Here is a 21,340-nt window from a genome sequence, read left to right on the forward strand (position 1 = left end):
CCTGAAGCCTACAGCGCTGCGCGTACTTCCTTATATTTAGCTACATAACGTGCTGCATTTTCTGTGATCAAGTCGTAGCGACCTTCCTTGGCTGGAGCCGTCAAATTACCCCCAATTCCCACGGCTACACATCCATTACGCAGCCAGGTTTCCATATTGTCCAGATCAACGCCACCGGTTGGCATAATCTGTACATGAGGCATTGGACCTCTGACGGCCTTAACAAAGTCCGCCCCCATCGCACTTCCTGGGAACAACTTCACGACATCACTACCCAATTTCATGGCTTCCTTGATCTCATTTAGCGTCATACAGCCGGGCATATAAGGAATCGCATACAAGTTGCACAGCTTCGCTGTTTCTTCTTCAAAAGAAGGACTCACGACAAACTCTGCTCCGGCCAGAATAGCAATTCTCGCCGTCAGTGACTCCAATACCGTTCCTGCACCAATCACTGCCCGATCTTTAAATTCGTCTCTCAATCTTCGAATGACCTGATCCGCATCCGGCGTCGTAAATGTAAGCTCAATATTATCCAAGCCGCCTTCAATGCAGGCTTTAGACATTAGATATGCTTCCTCCGCCGTGTTTCCCCGAATGACTGCGACGACACCTACTGAAGTGATATGTTCCAAAACTTTCTTTTTCGTCATGTTCCTGATCCTTTCCACGAATGGGATGATCATGTACCCTCAGCCGCTTGCAGGTATACGCTCCAACACACTGATCGGATTAACGCAACTCGCTCATGGCAACCTGATCCATGTCTTTGTATGTTTTATTTTCACCGGCCATGCCCCAAATGAAGGTATAGCTGCCCGTAGCCGCACCGCAGTGGATAGACCAAGGTGGAGAAATAACGGCTTCATCATTCTTCATCACCAGATGGCGCGTTTCGTTCGGTTCACCCATCAGGTGGAACATTCTCGCATTCTCATCCAGTTCAAAGTAGAAATACACTTCCATACGACGGTCATGAACATGTGTCGGCATGGAGTTCCACACACTGCCGTTCTCCAACGTCGTCATCCCCATAACCAATTGGCAACTTTGAATGCCTTCATCATGGATAAAGCGACGCAACGTACGGTTGTTGGCTGTTTCCTGCGAACCCAGACTTTCAGACGGTACATCGGCAAAAGACTGCTTTGTCGTCGGATATGTGGTATGAGCCAGGGCCGAAACGATATAAAATTTTGCAGGCTTTTCACTGGAATCGCTTTCAAAGATCAACTCCTTGCCACCTTTACCTACGTAGAGACAGTCTTTTGTGGCCAGCTCGTAAGTTTCACCGTCCACCTTGACCGTACCGCTGCCCCCGACATTAAAAATACCCAGTTCGCGGCGCTCCAGGAAAGTTTCCGCTTTGATTTGATCGTTACCTTCCAGTGCAACAGATTTATTCACGGGATAAATGCCCCCGATAATGACACGATCTTCATGCGTATAGACCAACTTTACCTCCTCAGGTACAAACAGTTCCTGGATCAGATAGTGCTGACGCAACTCTTCAGTCGTAAAATGCTTGGCATGTTCGGGATGAGTTGAATAACGCATTTCCATAAAAACATTCCTCCTGTTTAGATAAACTTTTTTATCAACGGAATTGTTATAAAAGCGGTTTCTAACTCTACTTCTTAGCTAGAATTGTAATAATTATCTAAGAGGGTGTCAACCCAAAACTTCACTATTCCTAGAAAAACCCTTAATACACACGAAGTTTTACACGATTTTCACCTTTTGATAAACAGAATCGATTTTTTTATCTATATTACCCAAAAAGTTTTTAGCAAATATATCAACTTCATCATTGTGAAAAACCGATTTATGTGATAATTTCAATTTATTCAGTTGGTGCATGCGCTTACGGATTAAGTTTACTAAACATAAGGAGGAATACAAATGACCGCAACATTGGATGCTGTTACCTTCGGAGAACCGATGGCCATGTTTTATGCCAATGAAGCAGGCTCTCTGGATGAGGTGCGTTCATTCACCAAAGCGTTGGCCGGGGCAGAGACGAATGTTTCAGCCGGTTTGGCGCGTTTGGGTCTACGGGCGGGACTCGTGACCAAACTCGGCGAGGATACGTTCGGCAAGTTCATTGCTAGTGCGCTACGTCAAGAAGGGATCGACACCCAGAACGTCATGTTTACCAAAGACCACTCTACCGGCATGCTGATTAAATCCAAAGTTACAAGTGGGGACCCAGAGGTGGAATACTTTCGCAAACATTCCGCCGCCTCCACACTAAGCATCGCTGATTTTAACGAGGCTTACTTTTCCGGAGCTCGCCATCTGCATTTTACAGGTATTTCTGTCGCCCTCTCCCCTGAGTGCCGTGATTTCGCACGACATGCGCGGCAATTTATGAAAAAGGCTGGCAAAACCGTATCCTTTGATCCGAACCTCAGACCCAAGTTATGGCCTGACACGCAAACGATGGTGGAGGCGATTAACGAAGCATCTGAGGGGTGCGACTGGCTTCTACCCGGCATTCATGAAGGTAAAATATTGACAGGCTACACCTCACCGGAGGATATCGCTTCCTTCTATCTTGACCGAGGTACCTCGCTGGTCATCATCAAGTTGGGAACCGAAGGTGCATATTACAAATCCGCAGATGCTGAGGGATACGTCAAACGCTTTCGCGTAGAGCATGTTGTTGATACCGTAGGCGCGGGTGACGGATTTGCCGCAGGTGTTATCAGCGCGCTACTGGAGGGCTTGCCCCTGGCAGAGGCCGTCAAACGCGGTAATGCCCTTGGCGCACTGGCTGTCATGTCAGCTGGAGATATGGACGGCTATCCGACACGAGCCGAGCTGGAATCCTTTTTGCTCAGCGCCAGCACGAATTAATCCGGTTTTATTCCCCGCATAGCCTTCACCGCTATTAGCGCAAGCTCAACAAGGCCGAATCCAAAGTCAGCCTTAACTTCCAATAGCCCGTATTCGCGTTTGTACGATCTGAGCAGCATACGCATACTCAGATCGTACAAAGGAATACGGGCTATTTTTATAATACATGACACATTGCTCGTCTACAGCGTTTTGACGGATTCTCCCCGATTAATATCCGGTACAAATCGGTAGATAATCGGAACCGATTCGCCGCCCTCCTCAATGCTGGACAGCAGCGTCTTTGCCGCTTGCTTCCCCATATCCGCAATCGGTTGTGTAATAGTCGTAATCGGCGGATTGTAAATATGGGCAAACTCCGCATCGTCAATCCCGATAATAGACAACTCCACCGGAATGCGTATACGACGGGCATTCACATATTTCAGCGCTTCTGCTAGCACAATATCATTCCCGGCCAACAGCGCAGTCGGCGGCTCTGGCAGCTGGAACAACTCCTTCAGTGTCTGCTGGATTTCTTCTCTCGGCACACTGCGCATATACTCTTCTCGAAATGGCAAGCCATGCTCCTCCAGCGCCTTTTTGTATCCGCTGAGCCGCTCCACCCGTGGAGTAATCCGATTCAAGCCAAGGGGCAAAGTAATCAGCGCAATTCGCTCATGTTTGTGAGCCACAAGTTCCTGAATCGCCAGCTTAATCGCCATTTCGTTATCCAGCAGCAGGCTGCGCGTATTCACCCCGTCTACCAAACGGTCCAAAAACACTAACGGATACTTTTCACGAATGAGCTGGTTGTAAATATCTGCATGCTTGCCTGTCGGGAAGATGATCAGGCCGTCCACCTGCCGAGCCTTGAGCATCTCAATATATTGGCCCTCCTTGTCCGGGTTTTCATCGGCGTTGCAAATGATCACCTGAATGCCAAAACGCTGCAATTCCTCCTCAATCGCACGGATAGACTGGATCGAAAGGGTATAGTCAATGTTGGCTACAATGACCCCGACCATAAACGTCCGGTTTTGCTTCAAGCTGCGGGCCAGCCCGTTAGGCTGATAGTTCAGCTCTTGAATAACCTCGGCAATCCGGTCTCTGGTCTGGTCGCTCATATATTTATATCGTTTGTTCAGAAATTGCGAGACAGTGCTTTTAGACACTCCTGCCTTCTGGGCAACATCTTCAATCGTCGGCTTCTTCATCGGTACACTCCTTGTCTTTCATGTACTGCGTTAGTGCAACAAAAGTATATCTTTTTTTTAGTAAATTTACCATACTTCTATTTATGAATGCCATTATGATATAAGTCGAACTTCAAAGTTGCCTATCGTGCCACCGTGTAGAAGTATGGTTCTCCAGCAGCAAAAAGAGGCAGCTCAAGATGTTCTCTTGAACTGCCTCCACGTAACCATAAATACTGCTCGGATCAGTGTGCTGGAACGGGCGTTGCAGACTGATCTGGTGTATCGTGCTCGACCAGCGCATGTTTTTCCCATAACCGGCTTTTCCAGCGGGCATACATGATGACAGCACGAGTCCATTCATCAGCAGCAATCGCCAGCCACACTCCGGCGAGCCCCATGTCCAGCTTGAACACAAGCAGATAACCAAGCGGCAAGCTCATGCAGACCATGGAGATCAGGCCCATAAAGACCGGGAACTTCGCATCTCCAGCAGCACGCAACGAGTTAATAATGACGATATTCGTTGTCCGACCAGTTTCTAGCAGAATGCTAAGTAAAATGACCTGTGCTCCCAAACGAATAATTTCAGGATTTTCCGTGAACAAACCAAGCAAGGGAACACGGAAAAAGATGACCACCGCATCAATAATCACGGTCACGAGCAACGCCCATTTCACACTGGTCAGTACACGTTTATAGGCAGTATCCTTCTGTCTGGCTCCCACGAGCCTTCCTACCACAATAGCCGTACCCATACCGACTGCCATACTGAACAAGTAAATATAGCTTGAAATATTATTCGCATATTGACGTGTCGCCATTGCTTCTGCGCCCAGATAAGTCACGTACAGTGTGAAGATGAGCTGACACGACTGATACATAATGGACTCCAGCGCGGATGGTACACCAATGCGCAATATTTTAGAGATGAACTTTTTGGACAGTTGGACGTAATATTTCCACTCGACACGAACCTCAGTGACCCGGTACATCAGCCAGAAGAAGATCAAGAGACAAATAAAGCGGCTACCTACTGTAGAAATAGCAGCACCCTCTACTCCAAGTGCAGGCATTCCCCAATGCCCAAAAATCAAAACATAGTTGCCGACCACGTGGATCACGTTCATAAAAACCGATACATACATCGTTTCTTTGGTAAAACCATGTGTACGAATGGTCGCGGCCAGCGCATTAATCAATGCTTGAAGAAAAATGGCACCCCCGACGATGCTCATATACGACTCCGCGTAAGCCAGAATCTCACCCTGGACATTCAGCCATTGCAACATGTGCGTACCAAATACAAGAAAAATTACGCTAAGTAAAAGACCTACCATCAAATTCAACGTAATGGCCGTACCTGTAACCTGGGCCGCTTCGACTAGTTTCTTAGAACCGATATATTGAGCTACGACGATAGCAGCGCCGTTGCCGATAACCTCCAGTACAAGGATGGCAATTGAAATAATTTGATTGGACGCGCCCACACCCGACACTGCATTATCAGATACAGAACTGATCATGAACGTGTCGACGCTCCCCATTAGCATAAACAGAAACAATTCAAGGAAAATAGGCCATGTTAAACGGAACAAATTCAGTTCCTTAGCTTCGGACAATACCGAACCTTTTTTTAGTGCTCTGGTTGTCATTCATTCACCTTTCTTCATAGATTTATTTAACGATCAAAAGGTATGTTAGCACAGTCATTCTGAAAATACATCCCGTTTACGTAAAATGATTTGCAAAATGCGTAAGAATTCATTTATCACTCTCTTTATAATTGATTATCGAACTTTATTGAAACAGAATATTGCAAGAATATACCAGGAATCTGGTCTTTTCGACGTAATTATGAGCTAAAGAGTATAATAGAATACGAGCCTGTGAGCATTGCCGCTGACAGGTTGTGAAGATTGTTGTATGCTTCCTAAGCATAATTTGTGAATTAAAGATGGAATATATAGGACATTCATAGGGTTAAAAGGTAATAAAGGAGGCTTTTACAGATGACTCAATCATTTCAAGCTCTTGTCGTCGATCAGACGCAGGACGGTGAAGTTCAAGCAGAGGTACGTTCTCTGGAAGCTAGCAGTTTACCTGCTGGAGAAGTATTGATTCGTGTCGCTTATTCCAGCATCAATTATAAAGATGGGCTTGCTGCCCACAAGGATGGAAATATTGTCAAATCCTATCCGTTCGTACCAGGCATAGATTGCTCGGGAACCGTCGTCTCTTCGGAGGATAGCCGCTTTAGCGAAGGACAAGCGGTGCTCGTTACCGGATACGGGCTGGGTGTGTCTCAATTCGGGGGATTCAGCCAATATGCACGTGTGCCTGCGGACTGGGTGGTTCCACTTCCAGACGGACTCACGCCGAGAGAGGCGATGATATTCGGGACAGCTGGATTCACCGCAGCCCTGTCGTTATATCGGCTGGAGCAAAACGGCGTTACTCCGGAGCAGGGCAAGGTACTCGTCACCGGAGCGACGGGCGGCGTAGGCGGGGCAGCCATTGCCCTGCTGAACAAGAGAGGCTATCATGTCGTAGCCAGCAGTGGCAAGGCTGATGCTCACGATTACCTCAAGGCGCTCGGAGCAGCCGAGGTCATTTCCCGCGAGGAGGTCTACGACGGTGCGGAGAGCATCCGCCCGCTGAGCAAGCAGCTTTGGCAAGCGGCTGTTGATCCTGTAGGCGGAAAGCCGCTCGCTTCGCTGCTCAGCCAAATCGCCTACAACGGCTCTGTAGCCGTGAGCGGCCTGACGGCAGGCACCAAGCTGCCTACGACGGTGCTGCCGTTTATTTTGCGGGGCGTAAGTCTGCTGGGCATAGACTCTGTCTTCTGCCCATACGACACCCGCGTAGCGATCTGGAAGCGACTCGGCAGCGAATGGAAGCCGGAGCGGCTGGAGCAGCTCGTTGAGCGCGAAGTCGGATTGGCTGACCTGCCAAGCGCGCTCGAAGACATCCTTGCAGCCCGCTCGCAAGGAAGAACGCTAGTACGACTGGTTGACTAAGCGAGTAGGTCCGCAAGCTAATCCGTTAACGCGGTTTCGCGTGAAGGAATGTTCATTCCGTAAGCTCTAGCTTCGGAAAATGTAAGAAGCCTGTAAATCTGCATTTTTTGAGATTTACAGGCTTCTTTTCGTTTATTGCTACTTCCTTATCCATAGATGAGCAAACAACATAGATACATCATGGTACATTTGAAGCAGACGGTTTACTTTTCGCAACCAAATGAACCTTTTGAGGACCTCAGTTGTTATATAGATAAACTGCACGAGAAAGGAGAGCACATCATTGGAGAGTAATCGAGAGTTGTTTGATTTGTATCAACGAGATGTATACCGAACCTGCTACTACATGGTACATAATGCATCGGATGCAGAGGATTTAACACAGGAAGTGTTTATCATCCTGTTTCGCAGCAATCGTGAACAGATCGAACAACTAAAAGCCTGGATTATGAAGATTACGGTCAATCATTGTCTGAATTACCTTAAACGCCAGAAAAGCCTGCATTTGAAGGTATCGGCTAATCCCTATCTATTTAGCGGGGTGGAAGGTAAGCCTGTAGACAGGCTGGTGGAAGAACGCGAATCGGCAGAGGAATGGGCCGTTTATATGAATCGTCTTCCAGCCAAAATCCGCGCTGTGCTGACACTCCGCTATATGCATGATTTCACGCTGGCGGAAATATCCAAACTGCTGGAAATTCCGCTGGGAACCGTCAAATCGAGGACTCACAAAGGACTAAAGTTAATGGAGAAAATACTGCGGGATGCAGGTGTACAAATTCCCGAGATGGAAGGAGAGAACTATGAACAACATAGAAAAGGCATTGAAGCGCAAGTTAAATGATGATTCGGAAATGGCCTATCCTGACTTCGATGAGATGTGGAACCGGATGGAACAGACAGGGCATACTGCCCCTACGCTAACCGACACTTCCAATTCATTCACTCCCCACCGACACAGAAATTGGCGCAAAATAGCTATCGCCGCCTCTCTGAGTGCACTTCTCGTTGCCGTTCCCGTCTATGCCGCCATCCACTATAATTGGGGCGATCTACTGCACGGAAGAAGCGGCATTCAGACGGCACTAAATCAAGACCTTGGACAGCCCTTGGAGCAATCCGTAACCAGAGACGGAGTGAAGCTGACGCTACATACCGCTATTGTCGATGAGAACCGGACCGTGATTCTGTACAGCTTGGAGGTCGGAAAACGAGCAGAGAACGAGTTTTGGAATGTCAAAGGCGTATCGCTAAAAAGTGCTGCGGGGGAAAGCAGTGCAGGGGAATATAACTTTCAGCAATGGGACCCGAAAAATCAACGGTACAACGGGTACTTTGAAAGTGACTGGACACCGCAGCAAGAAACAGAGAACGTGCGGCTGAACGTAGATCATATTGAGCTCACCAGCGTTCAAGAACTGGAATTGCCGCTCGATATCACATCGTCTCAGATGCAGACGTTCAAGCTGGATCGTAATGGCTTACAAGATATGAAAGTGCAGGTATTTGAACAAGGGAAGGATAAGCTGATGCTGTCCTCGGCAATTACCTTCGATTCGTCGATGCCCAAGAGATGGGATAATCCGCAAATTGTTGCTTACAGAGGCGGCGAGCCAGTGATGTCGCAGCCTGGAGGGGCTTTTGGCAAACCCGGAGATAACGGGGAGTATACCGCACAGCAATATTTTACTAAAGCAGATATACCGGAAGGACAGACTGCTTTCAAACTGCAATATGCACAAACTGAGAAAAGTATACATGAACCCATAAACTTTGATCTGCAGCTAAGCAAGAAGAAGATGGAAAGCGGGACGATTAAAAGTGTGCTGAATATCCCACTGGAGAAAGGCAATCCAAATGTTTTGCTAGAACAAATGATTGTCACACCTACGCAAATCCGTGTCACGATCAGAAGCAAGGAGAAATTCGCCATGTTACCTTATCAAAAGTACTTACTTTCTGTGAACGGCACAACGTTAGAGGGTAGTCGTTGGTCATCACCTGATCAGGAACACGATCTGAACACAATCCGTTTTGAACGGCCGTCCAATCTTGTGATTACCAAGGATAGTCCTATTACTTTTACAGGCAAATACAAAGTTACGACCCATTCGGACGACAAAACGCCACAGCGTTTAACTGATATTTCTGAGCAAAAGCAGACGCTAACGACGCAAATCGGTGGCTATCCTGTGAAGTGGACCTACTACAAACAGGGATCAGACTTATTCGTAGAAACCGAAAGCGAGGACGCTCACTTTGGAGGGATTAACCAGACACATATTGGCCTGGGTAAAGAACGGATTATCGGCAAGCCGATCACAGCCAATTTCGCCGGAGATGGCAATAACAAGGCAGTGGATGTCTACAAGAACTTCAAAGGGAAGGAAGCTTCTATCTATATGTTCTACTATACAACGGACGACCCGGAAGCAGAGACAACCGTACCCTTACAGCCTCTGACAAGCAACAGCGAAGCATCCAAATAGCAATGCTATAAAAAGAGGGTCCTCTATACCTGTGTGAACCGTGGTATAGGGAACCCCTTTTTATTTGTCTAGTAAAGCACAGTCTGCCTGAAGCTGTTGTATCCCCACCTTACTTCACAGAGCCTTGCGTAACGCCGTTGATGATCCATTTTTGTGCCAGCAGATAAACGATAATCATCGGCAGCAAGGCCATTAGATACGAGGCAAAGGCCAGATTAAAGTCGGTATTGAACTGCCCCTGAAATACATACTGGACGAGCGGTAGCGTATATTGCTCCGCTTCGCTAATAATAATGAGCGGCAGCAGGAAGTCGTTATATGTGGACAGACAAGTGAGAATTCCCACCGTAGCACTAATCGGCGCCATCAGCGGGAATATAATGCGCCAAAAAGTACCCCATGTCGTCGCACCATCTACCGTGGCTGCCTCTTCCAATGCCACCGGAATGGAACGAATATAACCGACATACACGAAAACATTAAACGCCAAACCATACACCGTATGCAGCATAATGAGACCCAACAGATTAGTCATATGAAGGCCCGAGGCCAGTTTTACAATCGGCAGCATGATGATCGGGAACGGTATAAACATGGCGCTCACAAAGTAAAAATATAATCCCTTAAAAAAGCGTCGCTGCATATTACGGGCAATCGCATAAGCGACCATCGAATTGGTTAGCAAAGTCAATATGACCGTCGATGTCGTGACCATCACACTGTTCTGAAAAGCGCTGAAGAAGTTGGTCATTTCTACTGCACGACTAAAATTTCCCCAATGCAGCTCGGTCGGAAAGGCAAAGGCGGAGTGCGCCATCTGTTCGGGATTTTTAAGTGCTATCGTTACCGTCATATAGAGGGGAAACAGGATAAATATTGTCCCCAACGCTACCAGAAACAGCACAGGCCAGTTGGTACGTCTGCTTGTTTTCATCAGTTATCCATCTCCCTTCTCTGGAGGAATCGCAGCTGTAAGATGGAAATGATCGCGATCACAATAAAGTAAATAACAGAGTTAGCCGACTGATAAGCAAATTCTCCGCCTTTAAATCCCCCGGTGTATATCAGGTGGGAAATCGACTGGGTGGCTCGTCCCGGCCCGCCATTCGTCAAAGCCACGATCTGATCGAACACCATCAGGGAATTTTTCATCGCCAATACCATATTAATCGTGAAAAACGGGGCAATTAACGGAAAGGTAATGCTCCAGAATTCGCGCCATTTACCCGCACCGTCCAGGTTGGACGCCTCATACAGACTTGTCGGAATGGTTTGCAGCCCGGCCAGATAGAGAATCGTATTAAAGGCAATCCCCTGCCATACAGCTACGATGACAACCCCCACCCAAGCCAGTTGTTCACTGCCCAAAATGTTCGTCGACAATGAGGTAATACCTAAATTTTGCCCCCAAATCGTAAACACGTTCGAGAACAAGTAATTGAATATGTAACCCACGATTAGCACGCTCAAAATATTAGGCAGAAAATAAATACCGCGGAAAAAGTTACGAAACCGTATTTTAGCATTCAGCCCTAGCGCAATCAGCAAACTAAGGATATTAGTCGCAATGGTAACCACAACCGCAAATTTAAAAGTAAACCAGTAAGCGTTCCCCACATTGTCGTCCTGAAACAAATTAATATAGTTCTTAAACCCGACAAAGTGATACTGATGACCAAAGCCGTTCCAGTTCGTAAGCGAATAATAAAAGCCCTGCAAGGCAGGCAAGGTCAAAAATACAAAAAACAATAGCACCGCCGGCACCGTCATCCAGTAAAAAGTCGTTAGTCGCTTATTCATGTCTCCTCCTCCTCTCCTATCGGCGGTTAGCTACCTTATTCCACTCACTGTCTAGCTTGGCCAGATAAGCGTCGATGTCTCTGTTTTGCAGGAAGGCCTGCACAATAGAATTCAATTGGACCGCTTTGGGAATATAGTGATCGGCAAAATCAATGACGCGGCCCGATTTAAAATAAGGCAACAGCTCCGCCACACTCGGATCATCCTGCGTAACTCCCTTCACCGCCGAAAACAGCGTTTGCTCTGTAATGTATTGCTTGCTGTTCTCCGGCTTCAACAAGAAGGCAATGAACTCCTCGGCTTCCTTTTTATGCGGAGTGCTCTCCGATACGGCCAAGAGCGTATCTATACCGGACACCAGTTTGACCGCCTTTTCGTCATTCCCTGTCGGTAATGGGAAAAAACCAAGCTCCACTTTCGGGTTGGCTTTGCGAATTTCAGATATGGCCCACGAGCCCTGAATGTACATCAATCCCTGCCCGTTAGCGAAGGCACGATTACCGTCGGCATAGTTTTTGCCAAAATTATCACCATGTCCGTATTTCAATAGCTCCAGCTGCTTTTCAGCAACCTCGCGGTACTTGTCCTGAAAGGTGACCTGATTTTCACGCCGTTGCAGGAAAAAATCAATGCCCACCAGATTCGGGCCCAGCGCATTAAAGGGGAGGTTCGTTTGCCAATCATCTTTATATGTAAAATAGAACGGGATTTTCCCAGCAGCCTTGATCTTTTGCGCCGTTGCAATCAGCTCATCCCACGTTTTAGGCACCTGTAATCCCATTTCCTTAAAAAGCGTTTTGTTATACATCACACCATTCGCATTCGCAGCATAAGGAATTCCATACACGGGATCGACCCCGGTCACATCCTTAAGCATTTTGAGGTAAATCGGGTCAATCGTACGTGGCAATTCTGTATTCGCCAGATCCGTAAAAATACCGCTTTGTGCCAAAATGGAGTAGGTATCTGTGGCCCCAAGCCCCACAATGTCAGGTACATCGTTTTTGACAACCCGGGTCAATAACACGGTCTCTGCCTCCGGCGGGTTGACCTGTGTCACTTCAATACCGGGATGTTCCTGATTGAATTGAGAGATTAGCTTATCGAATGAACCCTTGGCCTCCGGCTTGTTTTGAAAAAATTCAATTTTCACCTTACCTGAAGCATCGCCCTTGTTGCATGCGCTTACAAAAACAGCCAACAAAAGGATCGCCGCCAGTGTAGACAGCTTTTTGACCCAACTCCACATGCTCATACCTCCTTTTCCCCTATGTCAATCTATGCGGGACTAGACAATTAATACCCGTCCCTTATGGAAAAGAAACGATAAAAGATCCAACTGACCCTCAAGCGGTCGATTGGATCTTTCTTTTACTTTTATGATGTTCAGGCTACGGATGCCCCTAATACAGATAATCATCAGTCACAAAACGGCGGTATGCACCCCAAGTAAAAAAGATAAGATATAGACTAACCACGGTGATAATCGCCCTATCCACAGACGAATTCCCGATTAAGGATCTATCTAATCCTGTATGCTGCATATATGGAATAATCATAAATGCGATCACATTGTATAGGTATGGGATATGAGAAACAAAAGAGACCAATTTTAAATACAATGAATCAAACAACAAAGAGCCCAGATTGTAAACCATACAAACACCGATAGCATACGTTACACTTTTGCTATACATAGCGATAAAACAATAAAAGGAGCTTATTGCTAATAATGAGGCAAGCGCCCAACCATAGTATTTAAGCATCTGCAGTCCTTGAGATCCGGACAACCCCGCATCACTTACATCATAGGAAAGAGTCCATACTTCAACGATCACCTGCGATGATACTGCAAATACAATGAGAAGAAACAAAATAGTAGCATTTAAAACCAGCAGTTTACTCCAGAAAATCTGCCCGCGGGTAAATCGGCGCATAAATAACAACCGCAGTTGCCCGCTTCGAAATTCCTCTGTGTATACAGCAGCAGCTAAAGCAGCCACAGCTATGTTGCATACTAAAAACAAATTCTCACGCAGACCAGTAACGACAAAGTTTAAGGATAATACCTCTACAGGAACCTTCATCGTGCGCAAAAAATATACTCCTGTCGAACAGGCTAGAATCGGTGTACATAATACCATGAGCCAGAACCACTTCCGTCTCCACAATCGCTCGAACTCGCTGTATATTAATGATTTCATAGTCCCATCAATCCCATAAAAGCATCCTCTAGCCGTTGGCCGTCCTCTACTAATTGATCAGTAGGTCCCTGCCAAACTAGCCTGCCCTCTTTGATAACAACGAGTTCATCACACATCTGTTGCAGTTCATCCAACAAATGACTGGAGATAAAAAAGGCATAATTCGCTGAATCACGTAGCTGAAGCACAATATCTTTCAGCTCCTGCATTCCCATAGGATCCAGCCCATTGGACGGTTCATCCAGCAATAAAAGCTCAGGAGTCCCCAGCATGGACTGCGCAATACCTAGCCTTTGCTTCATTCCCAGCGAATAGGTTTTCACCTTGTCATCTCCCCGTGTTTCCAGCCTCACCTTTGTAAGCAACTCTTCAATATGTGTCTCCCGATCTGAGGACGCAATCTCAAAGTGTAACCGTGACAAATTGCGCAAAACCTGCCTGCCTGTCATATAATCAAAAAAAACCGGAGATTCAATAATAGCCCCCACCTTGGACAGCGCCTTTTCCCGATCCGTCTGTACATCATATGAGGCTATCTTTACAGAACCGCTGGTTGGCTGCATTAATCCGGTCATGATTCGCATCATTGTAGTTTTACCAGCTCCATTAGGTCCGATGAATCCATAGATCTTCCCTTTCTGAAGCTTAAAAGAAACACGGTCTAACAAGTGCCTTTTTCCCATTTTTTTCGTTACCTGACTGACCTCTAGTAAGGAGTCCGACATACTATTCCCTCCATCCATAACAAATCACAACATAGTTCCAACGCGTGCATTTGATATGTAAGATCATGATGGATAACACAAACTTCATTTAACAATGAATCATATTATTTATTCAATTTAAAAAGTATCATATGTTGCGAAATGCAAACAACTTTCTTTATATGTAAAATATAATAATAATAATATATCAATACCATTTATCTTAATTAATGGTCATTAATTTTTGTGATGATATCTTTGTCTTTTCACTGCAAAAAAGGTAGCCCTTCAGTAAACGTTCTACCTCAGGGCTACCCTCTATATAAAATAAACTGTTTTCTAGCCAGTAACTACTAGCCTGTCACCTACTCCAGCTCAACCCACTCGCCGAGCAACGTGTCCAGCTCGGCTTGCAACCGCTCACGCGCATCCCACAGCTCCGCCATGTGGATCGTATCGCCGCTTGTGCCGAGCAGCTCCAGCTCGGCATCCGCCGCCGCCAATTCTGCTTCTTTGGCGGCGATGGCCCGCTCCAACCGCTCGCTGGATGCAGCGGGCGTGCGTGATGGCTTCGCGGCCTTCGCTTCGCGGGCTCCAGACCCGGCAGCGGGCGAGCCCAAGCGATTTGAGCGTGCACGGCTCGCATCGGCTCCCGCAGTCGCTCCCGTATGCGCAGCCGGCCCCGTGCCATTGCTCGCTGCACTGGAATGTGCAGCTGTGCCCGAGCCTGAGCCGCCACCGGATGCGGCTCTGCTTGCAGATGTCGGGCGCGTCCCGGTACCCCCCTCGCTCTGTAGACGAGCGTTTTCCAGCTCCCGCTTCTTCGCTCGGTACTCATCAAAGCTGCCCAGATAAAAGGTCAGCTTTCCAGCCTCCAGCTCCCACACGCGTCCTGCCAGCTTATTCACAAAATAGCGGTCATGTGAAATCGCCAGTACCGTTCCCGTGTAGGTGTCTAACGCTTCCTCCAGCGCCTCGCGTGAGTCAATGTCCAGATGGTTCGTCGGCTCATCCAGCACCAACAAATTTGGCTTTTTCATGACCAGCAACGCCAGCCGCAAGCGGGACCATTCGCCACCGGACAGCATGCTCACGGGCTTAAACACATCGGCACCGTAAAACAAATACTTCGCTAGCAGCTCGCGTGCCTCACCTTCTTCCACCCCTGCTTCCTCCTTGAAGTAAGCAAGCACAGTCGCCCGGCTATTCCGTTCTCTCTCTTGCTGCGCCAAATATCCATACTCCACGCGCGCACCCCACTGGACCGAGCCTGCATCCGCGCTTTCCTGACCAAGCAGCAGCTTGAGCAGCGTCGTTTTGCCTGAACCGTTATCGCCCAGCAAGGCCACCTTTTCACCGAATTCCAGGCTGCCCGTTGCCCCGTTTAATATTTGATGCTCTCCATAGGCTTTAACGATTTCTTCAAACTGTAGCACCCGGCGACCGGAACGATCCTCCAGCTTTAAGTGAAATTCCGCCCCCTGCGGGTCCAATACAGGCCGCTTCACCAGCTCCATACGCTCCAACGCCTTACGAATGGAGGCTGCTTTTTTGAAAAACTTTTCGTTGTCGCCATTGCGCCCCCACTCTTCAAAACGCCGAATGGCCTCTTTCATCTTTTTGATCCGCTTTTGCTGTTCCTTATAATCTTCAAATTGCAGTAGCAATCGTTCTTCCTTTTCCTTAACATAGCCGCTGTAGTTCGTATAATACGTAAACGCCTCGCCATCCTCAAGCTCAATCATTTTAACGGCGACCCGATCCAGAAAATAACGATCATGGGACACAACCACACATGTACCTGTGTAGCCCTGCAAAAATTGCTCCAGCCATTCCAGCCCCTTCAAATCCAGATGGTTGGTCGGCTCATCCAGCAGCAACAAATCCGGCCGCCCGATGAGCTGTGATGCCAGCGCTATTTTTGTTTTCTCTCCACCTGACAGCGAGCCGAAGCTGCGCGTATACATTCCTTTGGGAATACGCAGACCATCCGCTACCTGATCAATATTTGCATCCATTTCATAGCCGCCGTTGCGCTCAAACCGTTCCTGCAAGGCAGCATACGATTGCAGCAGCTTCTCCAGAAGGCCTACGTCTGCTGCCACAACCGGATCTGACATTTCCCGTTCCAGTGTGCTCATCTGATTGCGGCAATCCTTCAGCTCACGATAGGCGTAAGCCAGCGTTTCGTACACAGTAAAACTCTCAAACTCCGCCGGAATTTGCGGTAAATAGCCGATTTTCGTATCCTTGGCGATGACGAGCTGCCCTTCATCCGGGCGGGACAAACGTGCGATTAGGCGTAATAGGGTGGTTTTACCGCTTCCGTTGCGGCCGATGAGTCCCACCTTTTCTCCTGTATGGATATCAAACGATGCACCATCCAAAATCAGATTGGCAGCGTGGTATTTTTTCAATTGTTGACCGTTTACTATATACATGTTCAGGCTCTCCTTTATTTAGGAAGACCCTTACCTGGGTAACACAAAAAGAGCCGCAGGAGCAACCCCGCGACTCTTCGGAAGATACAGCAATCCGTTCGAGTTAAGGTAGGCGTCTTCTCGCGATGTTTACAACCGTATGATTAAAATTGGACAGACTTCTCCCGTTGTATGGAAAAGCATGAACAATGCCAGCCATAGCAATCGGCAGCTGGCTAATACGGTTGTTCAGCATCTCGTGATTCACCTACCTCACCTCCTTCTTCATAATTGTGTGTAGTATAACATGTTTGCTCGCATTATAAAAGAGGGCGATGGTTCAGCGAATTATGAAACAGAGTGGTGCCCTCTGACAGCCTGCGATGTCCCCGCTCTGGTAATCGAAAATACGCCGCAGACAAAAGCAACAATCACAAATGCCCCACCCACCCAAGCGTTCGTGGCAACAGATTCACTATTCTCAATCACTACTCCTCCCAGGGCAGAACCGAGAGCGATCCCGACCTGGAGTGCGGAGAAATTAAAGCTTTGCTGAATACTACCCGATTCGGGTGCATTTTCAATAAGATAACTTTGCATCGGGGGCGACAAGGCCCAACTCAGTATGCCCCAGATGATCAGTAGTGGCGCAAATACATAAATCGAGTGGATTGAGAATGGCAGCAAGAACATCACGGCGATAAACACGCCTACGACGACTAGAATACTTTTCGCTGTGCCGAACCGATCTGCCAAAGAGCCGCCAATAAATCCGCCGCTCACTGCCGCCAGCCCAAAGACAAAATAGGCCACACTAATCCACGAAGCGTTTAAGCCCATCATATTTTCTAAAAATGGAGTGAAATACGCATATAACGTGTAATGGCCCGCCAGTGTCAGCGTGGTCACCAGATGAGCACTGATGACTTTAACATTTTTTAAGGATTTCAGCTGATCGCGCATAGGCACAACATGTTCCGTCGGAATCCGCTCCATAAACAAGTTGATAACGATCATAGCAACGACCGTCAACAAGGCAATGATCAGGAAAAGCACCCGCCAGCCAAACGCATTTCCAATCAGCACCCCGGCTGGAATACCTAGAACGATGGAGGAGCTAACCCCCATGGAGATGACACCAAGGACACGGGCCTGATAAGCCTTGGACACCACTTTGACTGCAATGGTCAGTGACAATGTCACGATCAGCGACCCGCTTGCAGCGGTAACGATACGGGATACAAACAAGACCGCATAATTCGGACTCCAGAAGGCCAGCAGACTTCCCAGAATAAAGATAAACATCGACCACAGGTACAGTCGTTTTCGTTCAATTTTGGCGGTCAACGCCAACAAAGTTGGCCCAGCAATAGCATACACGAGCGCATAGATCATGATAAGCTGTCCTGCCGTGCTTACGGAGACATTCAAATCCTGCGCAATTTGGGGTAGCACGCCACCGATAATCAGCTCTACCAAACCCACCGTAAAGGTCGCAATCGTTAAAATAACTACTTTGAAGTTCATTACATTAGCTCCTTTGCTGTCATGTAAATTCCCTCGTATTACGCAAAAAAATCCTGACCACAAGAAATGTACAAGACGTACACTTTTTGTAATCAGGATTTATCGGTTCCTGGTAGAGACCCTCAAACCATATTATTGAGGTTATACAAATGGGGCATTCATTTATTACGCATTCACGAAGGTTATAGCTATTACTATAAAGGAGCCTGTGGCTAAGTTCAACCCCCTACAGCCGCAAAAATTCGCTCATGGCACGATCCGACAGATAGGGTAGATACTCATGACCGTATTCGTGATACAGGAGTATTTCCTTGTCTGATACGATTTTATTGTACACCGCAAACTGCGTGGAGGGTGGACAGATGGTGTCCGACAGCCCTGTCACAAACAACACACGACCACGAATACGATCTGCCAAATGTTGAATATCGATGTAGCCTAGTCGGTGAAAGTGCTCCTCCTCGCGCATATGATTCGGATCAAACCAACGAAAATAATAAACCAGTTCTTCATATGCAGATGTAGTGGCATCCAGCGCCCAAGCTCTTTTATAGTCCGACAGAAATGGATATACCGGAACTGCCATACGGACACGTGGCTCCAATGCAGCGCAGGCAACCGTTAAGGCCCCTCCCTGGGAGCAGCCAAATGTGCCGATCCGTTCAGGGTCGACCTGCTCCATAGACATCAGAATGCGTACCGTCTGCACGGTATCCAAAAATACATTGCGGTAATACATCCGATCCGGGTCCGGGTCGTCAATCCCCCGGATGATATGGCCGCGAACCGTCGTTCCTTGAACCTGCAAATTGTCCTCTGATAGCCCTCCTTGCCCCCGGCAATCCATAGCCAGCACGGTGAATCCGTGTGCCGCATAGCTCACCTTGTCGAACCAGTCACCACTGTCGCAGGAATATCCATGAAACATGGCCAACGCTGGACCTTGTTCCGTAAGGTGCTTAGGACGAGCCAGCTTCCCATGAACCTTCGCTCCGCCCACTCCAGTAAAATATAGATGGTAACACTCCACCATCGGAGAGACAAAATCAGCAGGCTCCAGTGTATAATCAAGCGGCTGCCGCTCCAGCTCCTGTAATGCCCGTTCCCAGTATGCGTCAAAGTCCGGCGGCTTCGGGTTACTCCCCATATATGACTGCAATTGCTGTAAAGACATATCCTCTGGCATTCAAGTTCCTCCTACATCCGGCCCGACTCACGGTCGTCTGCGACCACTTCATCCGTTGCGATAACATACTTCATAATGTCAGACACTGTCGTGTATGCGATACCTACATACGTGTCAGCGGCTCCATAATAAATCGCAATCCGCCCGGTGTCCGCATCATGCAGCGTAGCACACGGGAACACCACATTCGGCACAAAGCCCCGTTCTTCGTACCATTCCTCCGGGGTCAGCACGAAATTCGAGGAACGATATTTAACTTTAGACGGATCATCCAGGTCAAGAACGGCTACGCCCATACTGTATACCAGCCCATTGCACGTGCCCGTCACCCCGTGGTAGAACATCAGCCAACCCTCGGTCGTCTCAATCGGGGCCGGTCCGCCGCCAATCTTTACCGATTGCCACCAGCCCTGTCCGCCCTTGCTCATGACATGACGGTGCTTGCCCCAATAGACCAAGTCAGGACTTTCACTTAGAAAAATGTCGCCAAACGGTGTATGTCCGCTGTCGCTCGGACGGGATAGCAACATAAAGTTTCCGTTTAGCTTGCGGGGCAACAGCACACCATTGCGATTAAACGGCAGGAACGGATTTTCCAATCGTACAAAGCTTTTAAAATCCTTTGTTTGTGCTATCCCCAACGCTGCACCGTAAAAATCTGTACACCAGATGATATAATACGTATCCTCCACGCGGACCAGACGCGGATCGTAAGCATAATTAGGCTGGTAATCGCTTCCTTCCTCATCGACCAAATGCAGACGTTCTGTCTCAATGTCCCAAGCCAACCCGTCGTCACTCCAGCCTAGATGCAAATGCGGACGTCCATTAATCGTTTCAGCCCGGAATACCCCTACAAACCGTCCCTCATACGGAGCTACTGCACTGTTGAAAATACGGGCAATACCCGGCACCGGATTGCGTCCAATGACTGGGTTATCAGTATGCCTCCACACCGGAGCCTCGCTACCTTCCGGCTTATCCTGCCACGGCATTTTCGACAGACTTTCTCCCACAATTCGTACGTCACCTACATCCAAATCCACATTCAATTTACTCATACGTATATTCTCCTCTCACCGAGATACTTGATCTCATCATTTTTCTATTTCGCCGTTATTCTATTTCACTGAACCCTGCGCGAATCCGTTATAGATATATTTTTGTAATGATAAAAACGCAATCAGCGTCGGAATAATGGCAATGATAATGCCCGCGCTAATAACTTCCCATTGCGAGCCATATGGCCCTTTAAACTTGAACAGCGCCGTCGATATAACCTGAAGGCTTGTTTTGGGCATATACAGGAACGGGGTGTAAAAGTCGTTGTAAATATTAACGCCTTTGATAATGATCACCGTCACAATGGCAGGCTTCAGCAGGGGCAAGATAATGCGCCAGTAGATCGTCAGATAGGAGGCCCCATCCAGCATGGCTGATTCATCTAGCGCCACCGCAATGGAATCCAGAAATTGCAGAAAAATATACACTGCAATAATATCCGTTCCCAAATACAGCAAGATCGCCGCCCAAGGCGTGTTAAACAGCTCCAGTTTGTTGATAATTTGAAATGTCGATACCTGTGTCGTTACCCCCGGAATGAGGGTCGCGAGCAGGAACGCTCCGAGCATAAGACTTTTGCCCTTAAATTTAAAACGGTTCAAAATATACGCGATCATGGAACCCGTTAACGTGGCTCCGATGATCGAAATCAACAGGATAAAAGCTGTGTTCACAAATCCGGTCAGCATATTTCCGTTAATAAAGGCTTTGGTATAGTTAGCCCAATTCAGCCAGTTAACGGGGGGAGTCAGAGGACTGGTTGCCGCATATTCAGTCTTCGTCTTCAAAGATGCAAACAAAATGACGACAATCGGCAGCAGTGCAATGAACGCACCTAGTAGTAGCGCCGCATACTTGATGCTGCTAGCCAGTATTATTTTCAGCTTATACATG

The 21,340-nt window shown here is 47.7% G+C and carries 19 protein-coding genes and 1 riboswitch; of the genes, 4 read left to right on the top strand and 15 right to left on the bottom strand.

What is annotated here, in order from left to right; all coding sequences use genetic code 11:
* Positions 1-8: 8 nt before the first annotated feature.
* Together ACM1ND_RS25585 and kduI are read right to left on the bottom strand one after the other, a co-directional pair.
* The gene (locus ACM1ND_RS25585; protein WP_025683172.1) at positions 9-653 is read right to left on the bottom strand and encodes a bifunctional 2-keto-4-hydroxyglutarate aldolase/2-keto-3-deoxy-6-phosphogluconate aldolase; all 645 of its coding nucleotides are present in this window, start codon (positions 651-653) and stop codon (positions 9-11) included.
* Between the two features lie 79 nt (positions 654-732).
* Positions 733-1,563 carry a 5-dehydro-4-deoxy-D-glucuronate isomerase gene (gene kduI / locus ACM1ND_RS25590; protein ID WP_023990866.1) on the bottom strand — a complete coding sequence of 277 codons (831 nt, stop codon included), beginning with the start codon at positions 1,561-1,563 and terminating at the stop codon, positions 733-735.
* 339 nt (positions 1,564-1,902) lie between these two features.
* Between kduI and ACM1ND_RS25595 the strand changes: the two genes are divergently transcribed.
* On the top strand, positions 1,903-2,859 hold the full coding sequence (locus ACM1ND_RS25595) for a sugar kinase (protein WP_034095119.1): 957 nt from the start codon (positions 1,903-1,905) through the stop codon (positions 2,857-2,859).
* Between the two features lie 182 nt (positions 2,860-3,041).
* Here the strand turns inward: ACM1ND_RS25595 and ACM1ND_RS25600 are convergent, their stop codons facing one another.
* Together ACM1ND_RS25600 and ACM1ND_RS25605 are read right to left on the bottom strand one after the other, a co-directional pair.
* Entirely contained in the window at positions 3,042-4,055 is a 1,014-nt protein-coding gene (locus ACM1ND_RS25600) for a LacI family DNA-binding transcriptional regulator (protein ID WP_023990869.1), read from the bottom strand.
* A 224-nt stretch (positions 4,056-4,279) separates the two neighbouring features.
* On the bottom strand, positions 4,280-5,689 hold the full coding sequence (locus ACM1ND_RS25605) for an MATE family efflux transporter (RefSeq protein WP_023990870.1): 1,410 nt from the start codon (positions 5,687-5,689) through the stop codon (positions 4,280-4,282).
* Positions 5,690-6,046: 357 nt separating this feature from the next.
* On the opposite strand from ACM1ND_RS25605, the gene ACM1ND_RS25610 reads away from it, so the two are divergent.
* The 3 genes from ACM1ND_RS25610 (at position 6,047) to ACM1ND_RS25620 (ending at position 9,543) form a co-directional block, all read left to right on the top strand.
* Positions 6,047-7,054, top strand: coding sequence for an acryloyl-CoA reductase (locus ACM1ND_RS25610; protein WP_264454415.1), 1,008 nt, complete (start codon positions 6,047-6,049; stop codon positions 7,052-7,054).
* A 283-nt stretch (positions 7,055-7,337) separates the two neighbouring features.
* Positions 7,338-7,898 carry an RNA polymerase sigma factor gene (locus ACM1ND_RS25615; protein ID WP_418026829.1) on the top strand — a complete coding sequence of 187 codons (561 nt, stop codon included), beginning with the start codon at positions 7,338-7,340 and terminating at the stop codon, positions 7,896-7,898.
* Positions 7,858-9,543, top strand: a complete 1,686-nt coding sequence (locus ACM1ND_RS25620) for a DUF4179 domain-containing protein (protein ID WP_418026831.1) — start codon at positions 7,858-7,860, stop codon at positions 9,541-9,543. The genes ACM1ND_RS25615 and ACM1ND_RS25620 overlap by 41 nt, the downstream gene beginning before the upstream one ends.
* A 109-nt stretch (positions 9,544-9,652) precedes the next feature.
* Here the strand turns inward: ACM1ND_RS25620 and ACM1ND_RS25625 are convergent, their stop codons facing one another.
* The 11 genes from ACM1ND_RS25625 to ACM1ND_RS25675 form a co-directional block, all read right to left on the bottom strand.
* On the bottom strand, positions 9,653-10,477 hold the full coding sequence (locus ACM1ND_RS25625) for a carbohydrate ABC transporter permease (RefSeq protein WP_418026832.1): 825 nt from the start codon (positions 10,475-10,477) through the stop codon (positions 9,653-9,655).
* On the bottom strand, positions 10,477-11,343 hold the full coding sequence (locus ACM1ND_RS25630; protein WP_068939062.1) for a carbohydrate ABC transporter permease: 867 nt from the start codon (positions 11,341-11,343) through the stop codon (positions 10,477-10,479). Before ACM1ND_RS25630 ends, ACM1ND_RS25625 begins: the two co-directional genes overlap by 1 nt.
* A gap of 16 nt (positions 11,344-11,359) precedes the next feature.
* On the bottom strand, positions 11,360-12,592 hold the full coding sequence (locus tag ACM1ND_RS25635; protein ID WP_023990876.1) for an ABC transporter substrate-binding protein: 1,233 nt from the start codon (positions 12,590-12,592) through the stop codon (positions 11,360-11,362).
* Between the two features lie 154 nt (positions 12,593-12,746).
* Positions 12,747-13,547, bottom strand: coding sequence for an ABC transporter permease (locus ACM1ND_RS25640; RefSeq protein ID WP_341056902.1), 801 nt, complete (start codon positions 13,545-13,547; stop codon positions 12,747-12,749).
* Positions 13,544-14,272 (bottom strand): ABC transporter ATP-binding protein, encoded by a 729-nt coding sequence (locus ACM1ND_RS25645; RefSeq protein ID WP_023990878.1) that lies wholly within the window; start codon positions 14,270-14,272, stop codon positions 13,544-13,546. The genes ACM1ND_RS25640 and ACM1ND_RS25645 overlap by 4 nt, the downstream gene beginning before the upstream one ends.
* 344 nt (positions 14,273-14,616) lie before the next feature.
* Positions 14,617-16,692 (bottom strand): ribosomal protection-like ABC-F family protein, encoded by a 2,076-nt coding sequence (abc-f, locus tag ACM1ND_RS25650; protein ID WP_418026835.1) that lies wholly within the window; start codon positions 16,690-16,692, stop codon positions 14,617-14,619.
* 103 nt (positions 16,693-16,795) lie between these two features.
* Positions 16,796-16,939 carry an RAxF-45 family protein gene (locus ACM1ND_RS25655; protein ID WP_016822706.1) on the bottom strand — a complete coding sequence of 48 codons (144 nt, stop codon included), beginning with the start codon at positions 16,937-16,939 and terminating at the stop codon, positions 16,796-16,798.
* Positions 16,940-17,019: 80 nt separating this feature from the next.
* Positions 17,020-18,198 carry an MFS transporter gene (locus ACM1ND_RS25660; protein WP_023990880.1) on the bottom strand — a complete coding sequence of 393 codons (1,179 nt, stop codon included), beginning with the start codon at positions 18,196-18,198 and terminating at the stop codon, positions 17,020-17,022.
* Between the two features lie 69 nt (positions 18,199-18,267).
* A riboswitch (purine riboswitch) is annotated at positions 18,268-18,367 on the bottom strand.
* 57 nt (positions 18,368-18,424) lie between these two features.
* Positions 18,425-19,384 (bottom strand): acetylxylan esterase, encoded by a 960-nt coding sequence (locus tag ACM1ND_RS25665; RefSeq protein WP_418026837.1) that lies wholly within the window; start codon positions 19,382-19,384, stop codon positions 18,425-18,427.
* 11 nt (positions 19,385-19,395) lie between these two features.
* Positions 19,396-20,445 (bottom strand): glycosylase, encoded by a 1,050-nt coding sequence (locus ACM1ND_RS25670; protein WP_418026839.1) that lies wholly within the window; start codon positions 20,443-20,445, stop codon positions 19,396-19,398.
* Positions 20,446-20,505: 60 nt separating this feature from the next.
* Complete coding sequence (locus ACM1ND_RS25675) at positions 20,506-21,339, bottom strand: carbohydrate ABC transporter permease (RefSeq protein ID WP_028540810.1); 834 nt, start codon at positions 21,337-21,339, stop codon at positions 20,506-20,508.
* Position 21,340: the final 1 nt, after the last annotated feature.

Origin of the sequence: Paenibacillus sp. JJ1722 (assembly GCF_048282685.1) — a bacterium.
Classification (GTDB): domain Bacteria; phylum Bacillota; class Bacilli; order Paenibacillales; family Paenibacillaceae; genus Paenibacillus; species Paenibacillus polymyxa_B.